Here is a 17,631-nt window from a genome sequence, read left to right on the forward strand (position 1 = left end):
TAAGATCGTATTGGATACGAACTGCCTGCTGATGGCTATCTCGTCGCGGAGTCGCTACTATCCCGTTTGGCAGTCGTTTCTGCAAGGTGAATACACCTTGTGTGTCACTACGGACACTTTGAAGTCTTGGAGAAGATCGATTTTCCCAAGCTCGCGGTGATTGGCATCGATCGTTTTTTGGATGAAATAAACGATCGGTGCACGCTTCCTCCCCAAGCGTAGCACGTTTCTTTTCACAAAGCCCCGGAGTTCACGATTCCGGGGCTTTGCTTTTGGGATACTTCGCAGGATCCATGGATCCCGGGGGGCGTGGTGAGCCGGCGGCTGCTTAGTCGCCGTATCCCACCAACCGCCGTGTGGGGTAAGCCCAGCGGATGTCGTTGTGGGTGGCGAAGGTGGTCAGGAGGTCTTCCCAGATGGCGGACTCGGTGCTGCGTATGCGGCGCGGCTCGCAGAGATAGCGTCCGGTGAGGGTGATGCCGTCCTCCATGAGGGCGATGTAGACAATGGGCGTGAGGTGCTGGTAGTGCACGTAGTACATCTTGCTGGCCTCGTTCAGCCCCTGCTCGGCGTCGAGGACGACGTCGCCGCCGTAACGGTTAAGCACCTCGAGCAGGATCTCACGCGCACGTTGCCAATTGCTATCGAAGGTCAGGCGGAGGCTGACCTCGTTCCAGATATACCGGAAGCCCTGATCATAGTTGGCCTGAGGCATGGTGAAGACGCGGCCGTTGGGGATGTGGATGATGCGGCCTGTGCTCTGCTCGGCGTCGATGCGGTTGCCGATCTCGAGGATGGTGAACTGGAAGAGGCGGATGTCGATGATGTCGCCGCGGTCGTCGCCAATCTGCACGCGGTCGCCCACGGCGAAGGGTTTGCGAATGACGATGAAGAGCCATCCGGCCATGTTCTCCAGGAGGTCTTTGAGGGCGATGGCGATGCCGGCCGAGAGGAGGCCGAGGTAGGTGCTGACGTGTCGGAAGGCGTTGATCCAGACCAGAGCCACGAAGAGGAAGAGGCAGGCTGGCGCGGCGTATGAGAGGGCGCGCTTCCAGCGATAGCGCACCTTATGGTTCGTTGTGCTCCGCCACACCATGCGCAGGATGAGGACACGAGCGAGCCAAACGCCCACAAGGACGATGACCGAGAGGATTACTTTGCTATGAAAGTCGGCGTCGAGGTTCAGGCCGAAGTCGGGGAGGGTGGCGGCGGTAAGCATAATAATAGGAATAGGGGGGATGTTTGATGTGTGGCAAAGGTAGGCGTGCGCCTTGTGCCAGTCGGTTAGGGGCGCTTCCCCGTGTCCGAATTTCTTTCCGCGAGGGGGTGATGAAAGGAAGCTGTTGCCGTAAGATGATTCTACAGATTGGGGGTAATCGATGGCTGATTTTCTGTTTTGTGGGGGGAGATTGGGGAGATGATCCTATTACAGATAGTTTTGCCGCCGCAAAAACAAACCGTTTTACTAATCAAACAAAGAGTATGCAGAAAAAAGTACTGTACATGTTAGCCTTCCTCCTCTTGGGGGTAGGCTGGGCTTCGGCCCAGGTGTCGAGCGTGACGGGGACCGTCACCTCGGCTGACGACGGAGAGCCGGTCATCGGTGCCTCCGTATTAGTGAAGGGTACGACGACGGGAACGGTGACGGACATCGATGGGAACTTCACCCTCTCGGTGCCCGCAGGTGCCAAGACGTTAGTCGTCTCTTACATCGGCTATAAGACGCAAGAGGTGGCCGTAGCGCCCCGCGTGACGGTCGTCCTCAAGGGTGACAACGAGTTGCTCGACGAGGTCGTAGTCACCGGTTACACCACCCAGCGCCGCGCCTCGTTCACCGGCGCCGCCGCCATTGTGGACAAGGAGGCCTTGAATAAGAAGACCGACGCCAGCTTTATGAAGTCGCTCGAGGGCGCTGTGCCAGGCGTGCAGATGAACAACGCCACGAGTATGCCCGGAACGTTCGGAAGCGTCTTTGTGCGCGGCCGCGGATCGCTCAACTCGGGTACGGCCCCGCTGTATGTGATCGACGGTGTGCCTGTGAATGCTGAGAACGAGGGTAGCTCCTCCACGAGCAACAACAACGTGGACCCGATGTCTGCGCTGAACCCTTCTGACATCGAGAACATCACCATCCTCAAGGACGCTGCCGCAACGGCCATCTATGGCTCGCGCGCTGGTAACGGTGTGATCGTCATCACCACCAAGAAGGGCGCTGAGGGCGCTACGACGGTCAACTTCGAGATGAAGCAGGGCGCTGTCTCTGTGGGCAACCACAACATGGACTACGCCGACGCCAAGTCGTCCATGGATCTCTACGCCAAGGGATGGGTGGCTGCTGGTCGCGCTGCCGACTACGATGCGGCCTATAAGACCTTGACGAAGAACTATGGTTGGGACGGCACTTCGTCCACCGACTGGTTCGACCTCGTTACTCGTACGGGCCACTATCAGGACTACAACCTGAACGTGTCCGGTCGCACCGGCAAGACGGGCTACTACCTTGGTCTCGGATATATGGACGCAGAGGGTATCGTGATCAACTCCGACTTCTCTCGCTTTACCGGCCGACTGAACGTGGATAGCAAGTTCGACCGCCTCACTGTGGGCGCCAACACCTCGTTCACCTACTCCGTCAAGAACGGCTTCTCGCAGGGCCTTTCTGGCACGATGAATAGCCCGCTCGTGGCTGCCGTTTCGCTCATGAAACCGTTCTACACGCCGCGTGATGCGAACGGGAACTACACGCACATCGACGAGGTGAATCCGTTGGCCGTGAACGACCCCGAGTTAGGTAACATCAACCGCACGAAGACGCAGGTGGTCAATCTCAGCCCGTATTTGCAAGTTGACCTCGGCCGTGGCTTCTATGTGAAGACTACGCTCGGCGTGAATATCAACGACCTCAACGAGTATGGCTACAACAGCGCCATCTATGACCCCGACGGTATGCAGCAGAACGGCGCCGGATCGCAGTACACCTCGCGCTCCACGATCGTCACCTGGACCAACATCGCCGGATGGAACAAACGGATCAATGCACACGACCTCAACGTCCTCATCGGTCAGGAGTCGCAGCGTAAACATTACTCGTACACCTACCTCACCGGCTCTGATTTCCCCTATGCTTCTATCGGCCAGCGCGAACTGACTACGGCTGCCAGTTGGAAGGATGAGCAGGTCAGCATCCGCGAGGCTCGTCTGGCTTCGTACTTCATGGATGCTCATTACTCCAATGCCGATAAGTACTACGCTTCGTTGGCGTTGCGTCGCGACGGCTCGTCCGTCTTCGGAGCCAACCACCGCTGGGGTAACTTTTGGTCCGTGGGTGGCAAATGGCGCGTATCGGGCGAGGAGTTCCTCAAGGACAACTCGAAGCTCACGAACGCCATGCTGCGCGTATCCTATGGTACGGTCGGCAATCAAGACATCGGTTGGTATGCCGCGCGTGGCCTCTATGGCGCCGGGCATAACTACAACCTGGCCGCCGGTATCGCCCCCGAACAGTATGCTAACCCGGAGCTGACGTGGGAAACGTCGAAGAAGTTTGACGTCGGTTTCGACCTCTCTTTCGTCAACCGCTACAACCTCTCCGTAGACTTCTATAACGAGACCACTACCGACGCGCTTTATAATGTGCCTATGTCTCGTCCCACGGGCTTTAAAGAGCTGCTGAAGAACATTGCCTCCATCCGTAACCAGGGGGTTGAAGTAGCCCTCAACGGCACCTTAGTTCGCAACAAAACCCTCAACTGGACGGCTTACGTCAACATGACCTATAACCAAAACAAGGTGATCGAGCTGGCTGACCATAAGCCGATCGAAGGCAATTACACCATCATTGAAGAGGGACGCCCCTATCGCCAATTTTGGATGAAGGAATACGCCGGTGTGGATCGCGAGACGGGTAAACCGTTGTGGTATCTCAATAAGGAAGGCAACGAGACAACGAGCAACTACAGCAAGGCTGCCAAGCGCTACGTAGGATCGGCCGATCCGAAGGTGTACGGCGGTTTCGGCACCTCGCTTACATGGAAAGGCCTCGACGCCTCTGCGACGTTCAACTATCGCTTGGGCAGCAAGGTGTTTGACTTTGGGGCCTCCTTCACCGGATGGGGCATGAACAATCGCCCGGCGCTCAAGCGTATCGTGGAAGACTCTTGGACGCCTGAGAACAAGGACGCCAAGAATCCGCAATACATCTTCGGCGATCCGAACCAGGCCACGCAACGTTCTACACGCTTCCTCTTCAGTGGCGATTTCCTGCGCGTCAGCAACCTGACCCTGGGCTACACCCTGCCGGCCAACTTGACTAAGAAGGCGTACATGAACCGCGTGCGCGTCTACGCCTCCGTAGACAACCTCTACACCTTCGCCGCTTCGGACTTTGTCGGGTATAACCCCGAGACCTACGACAATGGGTACATCGCCTGGCAGTATCCCGCTTCGCGGACCCTCATCGGTGGCGTTCAAATCACATTTTAATTCATGACCCATTCAAGAAGAATAGCAATGAAGAAAATCCTCATTCATACACTCGTTGCTGTAGCGTTGACAGCCGGACTCTCTGGCTGCGGCGACAGCTTTCTCGACACGAAGTTCTACCGGGGGCAAGACCTCTCTGAGGGGCTCACCACTGTGCCCGTCGTTAGCTCTGCCCTCAACGGCACCTACGACAACTTCTACAACTACCGTTTCGCCGGTAACTACGCCATTGCCATCGGTGACATCCCTACCGACGTTACCTACTGGAACGGCGTCACCGGACACTGGTCTGCCATTTACGGTTACACCTATTTGGATACAGAAGGCTATTTGGCCGACATCTGGGAATATGGCTACAAGGCCATCAACCAATCTACTCGCGTTATTGTCGGTGCACAGGCGCTCTATGACAAGGCCTCGGACGATGAGAAGAAAGAACTCGATCGTGACATGGCCGAGGCCTACACCATGCGTGGCTATGCCCGCCTGATGCTGACGAACATCTTCAGCCATCAGATCAAGGTCAACGGCACGGATTTCTCCGATCGTCCGGGCATTGTTATTTCGGATCAGGTCATCCTTCCTGAGACGCAGGTAGCGCGCTCCACGGTGGGCGAATCGTACGCCGCTGTGGTGAGCGATCTTAAGAACGCTCTGGCACACTTCAAGTCCGGTGGCAGCCGCACCGAGCGCGTCTACTGGCGCATCCCGGCCGCTCACGGCGTCTTGGCACGCGCTTACCTCTATATGGAGAACTGGGACGAGGCCATCACCCACGCACGCGCTGCGTTAGACTCTGCCAAGGTCACCTCACTGGCCGATACGCCCGCTGCTTACCGTGCTCTCTATGCCGGCGAGCAGAGCAACAACGAATCCTTCTTCTCTCTGGCCATCAACGCCACGAAGAACTTTGGCGCCTCCTCACTCGGCAACGTTTGGAGCGCCTACTGCTTCAGCCCGAGCCCGAAATTGCAGCGGCTGTATAAGGAGTCGGATTCCCGCCGATCCATCATGACATGGGGGGCACGAAACAAACCTGCGACGCCGTACTACGGCGGCGGTAAGTTCAACTTAGCCGGTAGTTCGCCCTATTTCGCTACGAACTACATCGTCAATGCCCCTGAGATGTACCTCATCCAAGCCGAAGCACTCCTCCAGAAGGGCGACCTCGACGGCGCTCGCAAGGCCCTGCTCAATGTGGCTCGCCGAGACGTATCGATCAAGGCCGTAAGCGACCTGCCGCAGACGAAGGACGCCCTCTATAGCTTCATCAAGGATGAGCGTGCCCGCGAGCTCTTCCAGGAGGGATTCCGCCTCTGGGATCTCCGCCGTTGGGATGAGCAGACTGAGGTTTACGCCATCAGTGCGCCGAATGAGAAGTATACCTACACGAACTACAAGATCTCTGACCTTGTTTATCCCATCCCTGCGGACGAGGTTAACGCCGGCTTCGGTGTGACTCAGACGCCGGGCTGGTCAGACGCCCTGCCGAAGAAGTAGCGCCTCTGAATCTTTATGCACCGCGCCCCCGGATATGCCTTGCCGCATATTCGGGGGCGCTTGCTTTTATGGAGAAGGGCGAGAGAGAGGTTAGCCCCCGATTTAGGCCCAAACCAATGGTTTGAAGCAAAACCCACCCCCGATTTAGGCCAAACCAATGGTTTGAAGCGAAACCCGACCCTGATTTAGGCCAAACCAATGGTTTGAAGCGAAACCCGACCCTGATTTAGGCCCAACCAATGGTTTGAAGCAAAACCCGAACCTGATTTAGGCCCAACCAATGGTTTGAAGCAAAACCCGACCCCGATTTAGGCCCAACCAATGGTTTGAAGCGAAACCCGACCCCGATTTAGGCCAAACCAGGTGGTTTGAAGCAAAACCCGACCCCGATTTAGGCCAAACCAGGTGGTTTGAAGCAAAACCCGACCCCGATTGGAGCCAAACCAGGTGGTTTGAAGCAAAACCCGACCCCGATTAGGGTCAAACTGGGTGGTTTGAAGCAAAACCCGACCCCGATTGGAGTCAAACCAGGTGGTTTGAAGCAAAACCCGACCCCGATTGGGGCCAAACCAGGTGGTTTGAAGCAAAACCCGACCCCGATTGGAGCCAAACTGGGTGGTTTGAAGCGAAACCCGACCCCGATTTAGGCCAAACCAGGTGGTTTGAAGCAAAACCCGACCCCGATTGGAGCCAAACCAGGTGGTTTGAAGCAAACCCGACCCCGATTTAGGCCAAACCAGGTGGTTTGAAGCAAAACCCGACCCCGATTTAGGCCAAACCAGGTGGTTTGAAGCAAAACCCGACCCCGATTGGAGCCAAACTGGGTGGTTTTGCGTTTCTCCTTACGGTCGTTTGATGGGGCGAACGCTGAGCCGCACGGGGCCGAGGAGGCCGGAGATGGTGGAAGGCGATCCGCCCGTGTAGCGACCGCGCAGGTTCGTCTGCGTCAGGCGGTCGGAGGGCTGCTCGCGCAGGTCAGCAATCAGGCGGTTGGGCCAGAGGTTTGTCACGCGCACCTCTAACGTGTTCTCGCCCTCGCGGAGGAGCGACGTCACCTCCCGCTCGTAGGGCGGACACCACCACACGCCAGCCGGTCGGCCGTTGATCTCGACCTCCGCCAGATGGAGCACTTGCCCGAGCGACAGCACCACGTTCGTATGGCTCAGCTGGGCGGTCGAGAGGCGGAAGGTGTTGCGATAGACGGCCGTGCCCGAATAGTTGCGCACGCCCGGGTCGGGGTGCGTAGGCCAGGAGTAGAGGCGATCGAAACGCAGCTCGCCGGGGCCGCCCCATCGCGGGTCGAACCAGACGCTCCAGGCCGTGGCCACGGGCACCGTCTCCGTGTGATAGCCCCGCAAGGCTAACCGACGGCCGCCACGCTTCTGTAGGCCATACTTCCAGCCGGTCTGGAAGCAGAAGGCTGCGCCGCCGTCGACGGTCGTCACGGGCGCCTGACCGAAGGGGTAGGGGGGGAGCTTGGGGAAGAGGTCGTCGCCGTTGCGCATGAGGGCGGTGAAGTAGGGCCCCTCGATCGGGCGGCGGAAGACGACGAAGAACGAGCCGTAGGGTGGCAGGAAGGCGGGCACACTGATGCGGCCCAGCCGGTCGCTGCGGAAGATGAGCTGCGGCGTCATGGTGCCCGTCATCGGATCCCAGATCTCAGGCCGACGACCACCCCCGTTGCGGAAGGTCAGGTTGACGAACTCCGGTCGGTCGCGCCGATTAACCACGAGGTAGAGGTCGGCCCCGTCGGTCGTGCGATGGATATAGCTGAGGTGGGTGCCGAGGGGCGGGGTGCCGATGTATTCAAAGTCGGGCTGGACGCCGATATGGCTCAGCACCTCGCTGAGCCGTTTGCCCCAAACGACTCGCCCACGCCCAAAGACGCTCTCGCCCGTGAACGTGCGCCCCCAGACGGAATCGGCGTCGGCGCGGAGCAGTGCCTCAGACTCTGGGTAGCCTTGCAGGCCGACGGTGGTCAGCGGCTTAGGCGCCATGACGACGGCGCCACCCCGCACCAGCTCCTTGATCTTGGCCATGACCTCGGGGCGCATGGCGGGACGATCGGGCAGGACGAGCAGGCGATAGCGCACACCGTCGGGCAGGACGATGGCGCCGCTGGAGTGCGCAGTCATACGTGTCAGCAGGGCATCGGTACCGGCCACGTCGTAGTCATACCGTCCGCCCAACTCCTCCTCCACCCGTCGGAGCAGGGCCTCACAGGCCGCCGCCTCGTCGTCGCAGATGACGCAGACGTCACTCACCGGCTTGCCCTGCACCAGCATGACTGCGTTGCGAGCCGTCCACGTCAGGAAGGCCCGTGACTGGCGCCACCACGTAGCGTTGGCATTGAAGCAGACGCCGTCCGGACACTCGATGCCCGGCACGCCGGCCGAGGCGGGCGAGTGCGTAAAGGCGTTGATGAAGATGCGGTTCGCGCCCTGCACATAGACGCGATCGACGAGAGGCTTAAGGGCGCGGAGGTCCACCTCCCATCCGCCGCCGCCATCCGTCTGAGGGCCTTTGGCGGCGATGAATCGCCGGTTGTAGAGGTGGCCAGCGGAAGCCGCGATCTTGATCGACGCGTCCCTACCCGTGGGATAGGTTGCTAAGGGCGAGGGCGTACGGAGGCGGAAATGGGCCGCGGGCACATCGCTGAAAGCTGCGTTGCGCACCGCGTCGGCGGGCACAGATAGGGCCGATCGGCTGATGGGGTGGATGCTGAGGTTACGCTGGTGAGCCAGCTCGCGGAGACGTCCATAACGGTTGCGCGCCAACAGGTCGGCCACCGTGCGCCGATAGTCCGCACGGAAGCGCTCGGAGACGTCGTAGTTCTCGATCGTAAGACCCGCAAAGACGGGCAGGTAGCGCGTGAGGTCGTAGCCATTCAGGCGTCGGAATTCCGTGGCCAGCGAGGGTGTCCAGTCGGCATCGGACGGCATGGCGCCGTCGTCCGTGATATAAGTCCAGCTCTGCGGCCGATGGTCACGCATCTCACCAAGGAGCACCGTCACGGTGTGGTCGAAGTGCACGTCGGTAGCCTCCACGCTGAGGAAGTCCGGCGTCAGTCCGCCCGCACCCGGCGTAGCGTGGGCCGATCGCCGCCCCGAACCCGAGCAGACGAAACGGAAGAGGCGGAAGGTGCCTGCGGGCGCCTCCCATGAGAGATTGCCATCGGCGTCGACGCGCTCGCTGAGGTCGTAGACGTCGCCCGGACGAATCGGCAGCAGCACGCGTGTCGTGGTCTTGGGCGCATCGGTCGCGGTGGAGTCCGTCGGCTCGGTCGAGGGTTCCGTAGGCACCTCCTCCTCGCCGCCATAGGCGTCGTCCATGCGCACAGCCAGCACGGCCACTGGGATGTAGAAGGGCACCTTCAGCCCCGGGCGCATCATCACGCCCTCGGGCAGTGCCAACTGAATGCGTATCCGTCGGCCCCCCTCGACGTCCGTCTGACTCCAGAATAGGCGTTTACTGGACAGCTCGGGCGTGATCCACGGCCCCCCGCTATCGGCGCCACTGCCCAGATTGAGGCCGATCTCCATGCCTAGACTGTCGGCCACCTGACAGGCGTAGCGGAAGAGTGCACGCCAGCGCGGACTCATAAAGCCTGTGCCCATGGAGGCTGCGCCCGGCGTGCGATCCGGGGCGGAGACTCCCGTCTCGTAGATCACGGCGCCGCGTATGCCGACACGCCACATCTCAGTCAGGTCGTGCCGGATGCCTTCTTCCGAGATGCGTCCGCCGGGCCATTGCCAGACGATGCGTGGGCGTGCGTAGGAGGGGGGATTGGTGAAGTCGCGAGCCAGGTCTGCGCTGTTCTGGAATCGGGTGACGTCGTTGCGTCGTCCGCCCGAGTCCTGCTCCAGATAGGGGTCGACAAAGTCGCTGCCGTCGGCGCTGCCGCCCGCACCACCATTGCAAGCCGTGAGTCCAAGCCACAGCGTGCCCGTGAGCCAAGCCGTACGCCACGCGCCTACGATCAGGCGTCGGGACCGTAGGACCATCAACCGGATATGTCGTTTGCGATTCACGGAGGCAAAAGTAAGGACGCGGTTAAAACCCGGAGAGAGGTGTGGGGTGTGCGGATTCCCATTCCTCCTGACGGTGCCCCCGAAAAAGACGAAGGGCCGCAGCACCCATGTGTGTGCCGCAGCCCTTCTACCCACTGTCCCACCCGCGTTCGTCGCGTCGTGGCGTCGGTCGATACGTGGTGATGCGCAATGCACCGAATCAATTACGTTTCGGGTATGCTCCCTGCGCCTGTGCGCTGTGCCGATGTGCACAATGCGGGCTCGATTTCTAATTCGATGACTTTTTACCTCGTCTCCCCGGGGGGAGTGAGGCGGGTTTGTACCGCCCCCGTACGCCGCTGATAATAGACGAACGCTGCCTTTATGTCTTACTTATTCATCCACCTCCCCCTCCTCGATCTCCTCCGAGACCTCTTCCATTTGGTTCGCCGCGCGGGCCTCGTCAAACATGCGCTTCATCGTCGGGTTCTTGTAGGTGAGCTTGCGAATGGTGAGCCTCTCAGCCTTGTTGTTGGCCAGGCGGAGGTTGTTTTCTGAGCCTACGAGTGCCTCCTTGATCTTTTGCAGATGCTCGATGGACTTATCGATCTCGTCGATGGCTGTGCGGAAGCGATCGCTGGCCAAGCGGTAGTTGCGCGCGAAGCCGTCCTTGAACGTCTCCAGTTGCTCCTCGAAGTTGTGCACGTCGACCGATTGTTGGCGCACTTGCTCGAGCTCCTTTTTGTAGGCTACGCTGTTGCGCGAGGCCTGGGTGAGCAGGGCGATGATGGGCATGAAGAACTGCGGGCGGACGACGAACATTTTGGGGTAACGGTACGACACGTCCACAATGCCCTCGTTGTAGAGCTCGCTCTCGGGCTCAAGCAGGGAGACCAGCACGGCGTATTCGCAGCCTTTCTCGCGGCGATCTTTGTCGAGCTTGGCCAGGAAGTCCTCGTTGCGATGCTTGGTGGCGGTGGTGTCGGCTTCGTTTTTCATCTCGAACATGATGGAGATGTACTCCATGCCGTCGATATGGTCGCGGAAGATGAAGTCGCCCTTTGTGCCTCGGCTGGCGTCGTTGTCCTTCTCGAAATAGGCGTTGGGGTAGACGCTGCTACGGACGCGGTTGAACTCCGTGCTGCAATGGATCTCGAGGCTCTCGCCGATCATCTTGGTCGACATTCGGGCCTTCAGATCCTTGTAATAATCCACCTGCTCCTGCTGTTGTTTGAGGCGCCGTTCATAGTCCTCCTTCAGCGTATTCTCGCGGATGGCGGCCGCTTGTTGCTCCAGCTTGATCTCGTGCTGCAACTGCTCGCCGTCGCTCTTGGCCTTTTGCAGGGCCTCCCTCCATCGCTGTCCTTCCTTGAGCACTTCGAGCTTCACTCGGTCGTCGTTGCCTTTGATCTCAGCCTTCAGACGGTCGATCTCCTGCTCCTTGCGCGCCAGCTGTGCGCTAAGCTCCAACTGCTTCTTCTCCTCCATGCCGTTCAGCTGCGTTTCGAGGCGTGCGATGGTCGCGTCCTTCTCCTTCAGCGCGACCTCCCGCTGCTGCAAGGAACGCTCGTAGGCTTGGTTGGCCTTCAGGGTCGCTGCCGCCTGCTCAGCCTCGTGCTGCTTGTGCAGTTCGGCAATGCGTCGGTCGAGGTCGGCCTTGAACTCGCGATCCTTGACTTGCATTAGGATGGCCGCATAGTCAGCCTCGTCCACCTTGAAAGCCTTTTGGCAATTGGGACAGATCAGTTCCTTCATTTGTTCGTGTCTTCTTCGATCAAGTCCACAGACCAGTTCAGGGCTTGGATCTTCATGTCCAGTTCACGCAGTTCGCGTGCCGCAGCGTCCGTGCGTCGGCGCAGGTCGGGCACATACACCACGCGCACCGTCTTGATCTCGTTGCGCCCATAGCGAGCATCGCCCTCCACCACATGGCTGAGCACCTCCTTCATCAGCTGTACACGCATGGCCAGCACATCCTTACGGGCCATGAGTCGCGTTACTGTCTCGCCCTCGTGCACCGTCCGCATGTTCGTTGCATTGATGCGGTAGATCAGATCCTCCAATTCCTCCAAAGCCGTATTCAGCTCCACATCCAGCGCAGCCAGATCTTCCGCCGGCGTATCGCCTTCCTGCACCTTGGCGCTGTCCTTAAACCGCACCTTCAGCTCGTTCACTCGTTTCTGTAAGTCAGCCCTGAGGCTGAGCGCTTCTGCCAGTTTCATCGTAGTCGTTATTGCTATATGATTAAATGTAGATCCCCCTTTGATGGGCGCGCAAAAGTAAGTCGCAGCAGCATTAGCGACACGTCCTCGGTATTGTCGAAACGAAGACAAAGCCCCTTGCGGGAGTTCCGCAGGACTCGCGGCGTTTGCCTTGACGTTTGCAGAAACGCTGCAAGTGCCACGAAAAACTTCTTGGCCTTTGCAGGAATGCTGCAAGTGCCGCGAAAAACTTTCTGGCGTTTGCAACACCGTTGCAAGTCTCACGAAAAACTTTTCGGCGTTTGCAGGAATGCTGCAAATGCCGCGAAGAACTTTTTGGCGTTTGCGGGAGCCCCGCAAACGTCTCGGCGAATGTCGGGAGCCTCGCGCAGCCTGCGCAAACGTCTCGGCAAATGCCGGGAACCTCGCGCAGCCTGCGCAAACGTCTCGGCGAATGTCGGGAGCCTCGCGCAGCCTGCGCAAACGTCTCGGTAAATGCCGTGGAACTTGCGCAGCCTGCGCAAACGTCTCGGTAAATGCCGGGAGCCTCGCGCAACCTGCGCAAACGTCTCGGCAAATGCCGGGATACTTGCGCGGCCTGCGCAAACGTCTCGGCGAATGCCGGGAACCCCGCAAGTGCCTCGAAAAACTTTTTGGTGTTTGCGGGAGTCCCGCAAGCATTTCCAAAAACGTTTTGGCCATCGCGTGGCTTCCGTAGAAACTCTCTGCTGGCTGTCGAACTCACGTTATAGATAGGCTTGTAAGGCAAGAATATCCAACCGGCGGAAAAGGTTTGTCTCGGTTGATTATGCTGTCTGTAGGGCCTATGGAGAACTTCTCCACATGTGCTTTCGGTACGGTATTCCTTGGTCTGACGCCCATTGCCAGCCCTGTAGGCCGTATGGAATTGTTTCTACTTTTGCGGCCTGATTTACAAAACAGAAAGACAGTTCGATAATGGATAAGATAAGCTATGCCCTCGGGCTGAGCATCGGGAACAATTTCCGAGCATCGGGTATCAAAGGGCTGGAAATCGATGATTTCATCAAGGGCATAAACGACGTATTTAATGAGGCTAAGCCTGCCATCGCTTTCGACGAGGCGCAACGCTTGCTTCAAGCGTATTTCAAGGACCTTCAGGCCGAGAAGTTTGAGATGAATAAGCAGGTCGGTGAAGAGTTTCTACGAATTAATAAGGAGAAGCGGGGCGTGGTGACGCTCCCCAGCGGCCTCCAGTACGAAGTGCTCAAGACTGGCGACGGGCAGAAGCCTGGGCCGAACGACAAGGTGCGCTGCCATTACCACGGCACACTCATCGATGGACGCGTCTTCGATAGCTCCATAGAGCGTGGTCAGCCGGCTGTGTTCGGCGTTTCGCAGGTGATCCGCGGATGGACCGAGGCGTTGCAATTGATGAACGTCGGATCCAAATGGCGCCTCTTTATTCCCTCCGACATGGCTTACGGCGCACACGGTGCAGGCGAGGCTATCGAGCCGAATATGACGCTCATCTTCGACGTCGAACTGCTCGGCATCGAATGAATGAGAGACGACGAAGAGAATAACAATAGAATAGTAACTACATAACAACCAAACAGGAAGATGAAAAAGATTAATGTATGGATGATGGCGGCCGCAGCGGCTGCCTGTGTAACGATGAACTCGTGTAATCAAGGCGGCGTTTCAGCAGATGCCACGCTGGGTTCACAGAACGACAGCTTGAGCTACGCCGTCGGTGTGAACGTTGGAAATAACATCAAGGCTAGTCTGGCTACCTTCCCCGGCGACGACTCGCTGAAGATGGATCTCGTGATCAAGGGTATTCTGGCTGTGCTGAAGGATACTTCGGCCCTGAAGATGACTTCCGACAATGCCAATGCCTATCTCAATGCTTATGTGATGAAGGTTCAGCAGTCGCAGGCTGAGGCCGAGCTGAAGGTGGGACAGGACTTCTTGGCCGCTAACCGCTCTAAGGAAGGCGTCATAACGACCGCCAGCGGACTCCAGTATAAGGTCATCACCGAGGGTACGGGTGCTAAGCCGACGGCGAAGGATAAGGTGCGCTGCCACTACACCGGTAGATTGCTCGACGGAACCGTCTTCGATAGCTCGGTACAGCGTGGACAGCCTGCTGAGTTTGAAGTGGGTCAGGTGATCCCGGGATGGCAGGAAGTGCTGCAGCTGATGCCCGTAGGATCGAAGTTCCAAGTATGGATCCCCTCCAATCTGGCTTATGGTACGCAGGGCGCAGGGCCGATCAAGCCTAACTCTACGCTCGAATTCGAAATCGAACTGCTTGAGATCGTGAAGTAATGAAGCAGTTCCACAAGTTGACAACCCTCGCACTCGTCTGCGCAGCCATGCTGCTCGGCGGTGCGATGGCCAATGCGGCTGTTAAGCCGACACGTAAGGCATCCGGCCCCGCACTCAAGTCGCCGCTTGATACGGTCAGCTATGCGCTGGGTGTGAACATCGGCAGCAGCCTCCGCGAGAATCTCAAGACCTTCCCCAACGGCCCAGTCAACATCAATGTCTTGGCCGAGATCTTCGTCCGTACGCTCAAGGGCGATACCGCTGGACTGCTGATGAACAACGCAGCCTCCGAGACGTGCATCCAGAACTATGTGATGGAAGCGCAGCAGAAGGAAGGCGACGCTCGCAAGGCCGAAGGCGAGAAATTTCTTGCCGCCAACAAGAAGAAGGAAGGCGTAGTGACGACTGAGAGCGGTCTGCAATACAAGGTGCTCAAGCCCGGTGAGGGTGATGAGAAGCCGACGGACGCTGACCGTGTCAAGGTGCATTACACCGGCCGACTGCTCGACGGTAAGGTGTTCGATAGCTCAGTGGAGCGTGGCGAACCGGCCGAGTTCGGCGTGACGCAGGTCATCCGCGGATGGCAGGAGGCGCTCAAGTTGATGTGCAAGGGCGAGAAGCTCCAAGTGTGGATCCCCTCCGACCTGGCTTACGGTACGGGTGGCGCTGGCGACATGATCAAGTCGAACGCTACGCTCGAGTTTGAGATCGAGCTGCTGGACATCATCAAGCCTGAACCCAAGGTGGAGAAGGCGGCTGAAGAGGCTGTGGAATCCGCCGAGAAGGTCGTAAACAAAGCCGTAGAGAAGGTGGACAAAGCCGCTAAGAAGGCCGCCAAGGAAGCTGAGAAGGCTGCTAAGAAAGCCGAGAAAGCTGTCAAGAAGACGGAGAAGAAGTAAGACGAGCCAAATCCCCCTCCGCCCACAAGAGCAACCTCTGTGAGGCGAGACAACGAAACGATAGCGGTGTATCGGTGGGCCATGTCCAGAGAGTTGGACACCCCCGATGCACCGCTTCTTTATATCGTATAATATCCACCCCTCCTCCGCCGTTTAATCCCCGGTTGAATCAGGGCAGAGCGGACCCTTCACCACTTCTAACTACTCGCTCTCACCACCACTTAATCCCCCCCTACTTCTTATGAAAAGAAACAAGATCCTCTGGGCTGACGACGAGATCGACCTCCTCAAGCCGCACATCCTCTTCCTCGAAGAGAAAGGCTACGACGTGACGCCCGTCATCAGCGGACAAGATGCTATCGACAGCTGTAGCGAACAGACTTTTGACCTCATCTTCCTCGATGAGAATATGCCCGGACTCACCGGACTCGAAACTTTGGTCTCCATCAAGGAGATCGACCCCGCCGTGCCCGTCATCATGGTCACCAAGAGCGAGGAGGAGAGCATCATGAACCAGGCTATCGGTAACCGGATTGCCGACTACCTTATCAAGCCTGTCAACCCCAACCAGCTGCTCCTCTCCATCAAAAAGAACCTCCACAAGAACGACATCATCACCACCGCCACCTCCGAGAGCTATCAGCAGGAGTTTGGTCGCATCGGCATGCAGATCAACGACTCCTTCACCGCCGACGACTGGGCGGAGGTCTACAAGAAACTCGTCTATTGGGAGATCGAACTCGAGGAGAACCAAGCCCCCATGCAGGAAATGCTCATCATGCAGAAGCGGGAGGCTAACAGTGCCTTCGGCAAGTTCATCCGCAAGAATTACATGGGCTGGATGGCCGATCCTGCCAGTCGACCGCTGATGAGTCCCGACCTTTTCAAGACGAAGGTCTTCCCCCTGCTCGACGCTGGCGAGAAGGTCTTCTTCATCCTCATCGACAACTTCCGTTTCGACCAGTGGCGCGTCGTGCGGTCGTTGCTTTCGGACCGCTTCACGGTGGACGAAGAGATGTACTACAGCATCCTCCCCACCGCCACCCAGTATGCCCGCAACGCCATCTTCTCCGGACTCATGCCGGCACAGATCGCCCAGATGTTTCCCGATCTCTGGGTCGACGAGGAGAGCGAGGAGGGCAAGAACACGAACGAGGAGCCGCTGATCCAAACCCAGATCGACCGCTTCCGCAAACGCTACGACTTCTCTTACCACAAGGTCTACGAATCGCAGTACGGCGAGCGTATCCTGAACGGCCTCAACGACCTGCTGCGCAACCAGCTCAACGTTGTTGTCATCAACTTTATCGACATGCTCTCGCATGCCCGTACCGAGAGTAAGATGATCCGTGAGCTGGCCCAGAGTGCGGCCGCTTACCGCAGCTTGACGCGCTCTTGGTTTCAACATTCCGTCATGCTCGAGCTGCTCAACCGACTGGCCGATGAGGGCTGCCGTGTGATCCTCACCACCGATCATGGCACCATCCAGGTCGACGACCCGATCAAGATCACCGGCGATCGCAACACCAACACCAACCTCCGCTACAAGACCGGCCGACACATGACCTGCGACTCCAAGTACATCTTCGAGATCAACGACCCCGCCCGGGCTGGACTGCCCTCGCCGCACCTGAGCACGCGCTACGTCTTCGCCACCAACGCCTACTTCTTCGCTTACCCCAACAATTACAACTACTACGTCCCCTACTATCGAGGCACCTTCCAGCATGGCGGTATCTCGATGGAGGAGATGATGGTGCCCTTCATCACCCTGCAACCCAAATGAGCACGATCCACATCCCCTCGCTGGCCTACCTCCACGACGCGGCCCAGGAGTTCCTCCGCACCGTCGGCCCCGCGCCCCGTGTCGTAGCCTTCTACGGCGAGATGGGCGCCGGCAAGACCACCTTCATCAAGGCCCTCTGCGAAGCCCTCGGTGTCCGCGACGCCATCAACAGCCCCACTTTCGCCATCGTCAACGAGTATGTCGGCCGCGACGCCGATCACCTCATCTACCACTTCGACTTCTACCGCATCCGCACCCTCGCTGAAGCCCTCGACATTGGCACCGAAGACTATTTCGAGCGCCCCTCGTGGAGCTTTATCGAGTGGCCCGAGCGCATCGAGTCGCTCCTCCCGCCCCAAGCCGTCCGCGTCCACATCACCGAGCAAGCCGACGGCGCCCGCGAGCTAACGATCAGTGATTAAAAGCCCTCTGCCGAGGGC

The 17,631-nt window shown here is 58.6% G+C and carries 11 protein-coding genes; 7 read left to right on the forward strand and 4 right to left on the reverse strand.

Features of this window, described 5'->3' with window-relative positions:
• Positions 1-328 precede the first annotated feature (328 nt).
• Positions 329-1,219 (reverse strand): mechanosensitive ion channel family protein, encoded by an 891-nt coding sequence (locus C7123_RS07955; RefSeq protein WP_069174672.1) that lies wholly within the window; start codon positions 1,217-1,219, stop codon positions 329-331.
• A 263-nt stretch (positions 1,220-1,482) separates the two neighbouring features.
• On the opposite strand from C7123_RS07955, the gene C7123_RS07960 reads away from it, so the two are divergent.
• Both C7123_RS07960 and C7123_RS07965 read left to right on the forward strand, forming a co-directional pair.
• A complete protein-coding gene (locus tag C7123_RS07960) occupies positions 1,483-4,482 on the forward strand; it encodes a SusC/RagA family TonB-linked outer membrane protein (protein ID WP_069174673.1) in 3,000 nt (999 codons plus the stop codon).
• Positions 4,483-4,509: 27 nt separating this feature from the next.
• Positions 4,510-5,982 carry a RagB/SusD family nutrient uptake outer membrane protein gene (locus C7123_RS07965; protein ID WP_069174674.1) on the forward strand — a complete coding sequence of 491 codons (1,473 nt, stop codon included), beginning with the start codon at positions 4,510-4,512 and terminating at the stop codon, positions 5,980-5,982.
• Positions 5,983-6,824: 842 nt separating this feature from the next.
• Here C7123_RS07965 and C7123_RS07970 read toward each other — a convergent pair.
• The 3 genes from C7123_RS07970 to C7123_RS07980 all read right to left on the reverse strand — a co-directional run bounded on the left by C7123_RS07970 (position 6,825) and on the right by C7123_RS07980 (position 12,214).
• Complete coding sequence (locus tag C7123_RS07970) at positions 6,825-9,986, reverse strand: glycosyl hydrolase (protein WP_069174675.1); 3,162 nt, start codon at positions 9,984-9,986, stop codon at positions 6,825-6,827.
• Positions 9,987-10,385: 399 nt separating this feature from the next.
• On the reverse strand, positions 10,386-11,747 hold the full coding sequence (locus C7123_RS07975; protein ID WP_069174676.1) for a DUF2130 domain-containing protein: 1,362 nt from the start codon (positions 11,745-11,747) through the stop codon (positions 10,386-10,388).
• Complete coding sequence (locus tag C7123_RS07980; protein WP_069174677.1) at positions 11,744-12,214, reverse strand: DIP1984 family protein; 471 nt, start codon at positions 12,212-12,214, stop codon at positions 11,744-11,746. The genes C7123_RS07975 and C7123_RS07980 overlap by 4 nt, the downstream gene beginning before the upstream one ends.
• Positions 12,215-13,150: 936 nt before the next feature.
• On the opposite strand from C7123_RS07980, the gene C7123_RS07985 reads away from it, so the two are divergent.
• The 5 genes from C7123_RS07985 to tsaE all read left to right on the forward strand — a co-directional run bounded on the left by C7123_RS07985 (position 13,151) and on the right by tsaE (position 17,613).
• Positions 13,151-13,735, forward strand: coding sequence for an FKBP-type peptidyl-prolyl cis-trans isomerase (locus C7123_RS07985; protein WP_037996739.1), 585 nt, complete (start codon positions 13,151-13,153; stop codon positions 13,733-13,735).
• A 60-nt stretch (positions 13,736-13,795) separates the two neighbouring features.
• Complete coding sequence (locus C7123_RS07990) at positions 13,796-14,506, forward strand: FKBP-type peptidyl-prolyl cis-trans isomerase (RefSeq protein WP_037984059.1); 711 nt, start codon at positions 13,796-13,798, stop codon at positions 14,504-14,506.
• Positions 14,506-15,405: an FKBP-type peptidyl-prolyl cis-trans isomerase gene (locus C7123_RS07995; RefSeq protein ID WP_083206775.1), complete on the forward strand. Its 900-nt coding sequence runs from the start codon at positions 14,506-14,508 to the stop codon at positions 15,403-15,405. Before C7123_RS07990 ends, C7123_RS07995 begins: the two co-directional genes overlap by 1 nt.
• 241 nt (positions 15,406-15,646) lie before the next feature.
• A complete protein-coding gene (gene porX / locus C7123_RS08000) occupies positions 15,647-17,191 on the forward strand; it encodes a T9SS response regulator signal transducer PorX (protein ID WP_037984454.1) in 1,545 nt (514 codons plus the stop codon).
• Positions 17,188-17,613 carry a tRNA (adenosine(37)-N6)-threonylcarbamoyltransferase complex ATPase subunit type 1 TsaE gene (gene tsaE, locus C7123_RS08005; RefSeq protein WP_069174678.1) on the forward strand — a complete coding sequence of 142 codons (426 nt, stop codon included), beginning with the start codon at positions 17,188-17,190 and terminating at the stop codon, positions 17,611-17,613. Before porX ends, tsaE begins: the two co-directional genes overlap by 4 nt.
• Positions 17,614-17,631 lie beyond the last annotated feature (18 nt).

Source organism: Tannerella serpentiformis, assembly GCF_003033925.1.
GTDB lineage: Bacteria > Bacteroidota > Bacteroidia > Bacteroidales > Tannerellaceae > Tannerella > Tannerella serpentiformis.

Bases quoted from the DNA above. Each gene is read 5' to 3' on its own strand.
- C7123_RS07955 (WP_069174672.1), bottom strand. From the start codon at position 1,219: ATGCTTACCGCCGCCACCCTCCCCGACTTCGGCCTGAACCTCGACGCC.
- C7123_RS07960 (WP_069174673.1), top strand. From the start codon at position 1,483: ATGCAGAAAAAAGTACTGTACATGTTAGCCTTCCTCCTCTTGGGGGTA.
- C7123_RS07965 (WP_069174674.1), top strand. From the start codon at position 4,510: ATGAAGAAAATCCTCATTCATACACTCGTTGCTGTAGCGTTGACAGCC.
- C7123_RS07970 (WP_069174675.1), bottom strand. From the start codon at position 9,986: ATGGTCCTACGGTCCCGACGCCTGATCGTAGGCGCGTGGCGTACGGCT.
- C7123_RS07975 (WP_069174676.1), bottom strand. From the start codon at position 11,747: ATGAAGGAACTGATCTGTCCCAATTGCCAAAAGGCTTTCAAGGTGGAC.
- C7123_RS07980 (WP_069174677.1), bottom strand. From the start codon at position 12,214: ATGAAACTGGCAGAAGCGCTCAGCCTCAGGGCTGACTTACAGAAACGA.
- C7123_RS07985 (WP_037996739.1), top strand. From the start codon at position 13,151: ATGGATAAGATAAGCTATGCCCTCGGGCTGAGCATCGGGAACAATTTC.
- C7123_RS07990 (WP_037984059.1), top strand. From the start codon at position 13,796: ATGAAAAAGATTAATGTATGGATGATGGCGGCCGCAGCGGCTGCCTGT.
- C7123_RS07995 (WP_083206775.1), top strand. From the start codon at position 14,506: ATGAAGCAGTTCCACAAGTTGACAACCCTCGCACTCGTCTGCGCAGCC.
- porX (WP_037984454.1), top strand. From the start codon at position 15,647: ATGAAAAGAAACAAGATCCTCTGGGCTGACGACGAGATCGACCTCCTC.
- tsaE (WP_069174678.1), top strand. From the start codon at position 17,188: ATGAGCACGATCCACATCCCCTCGCTGGCCTACCTCCACGACGCGGCC.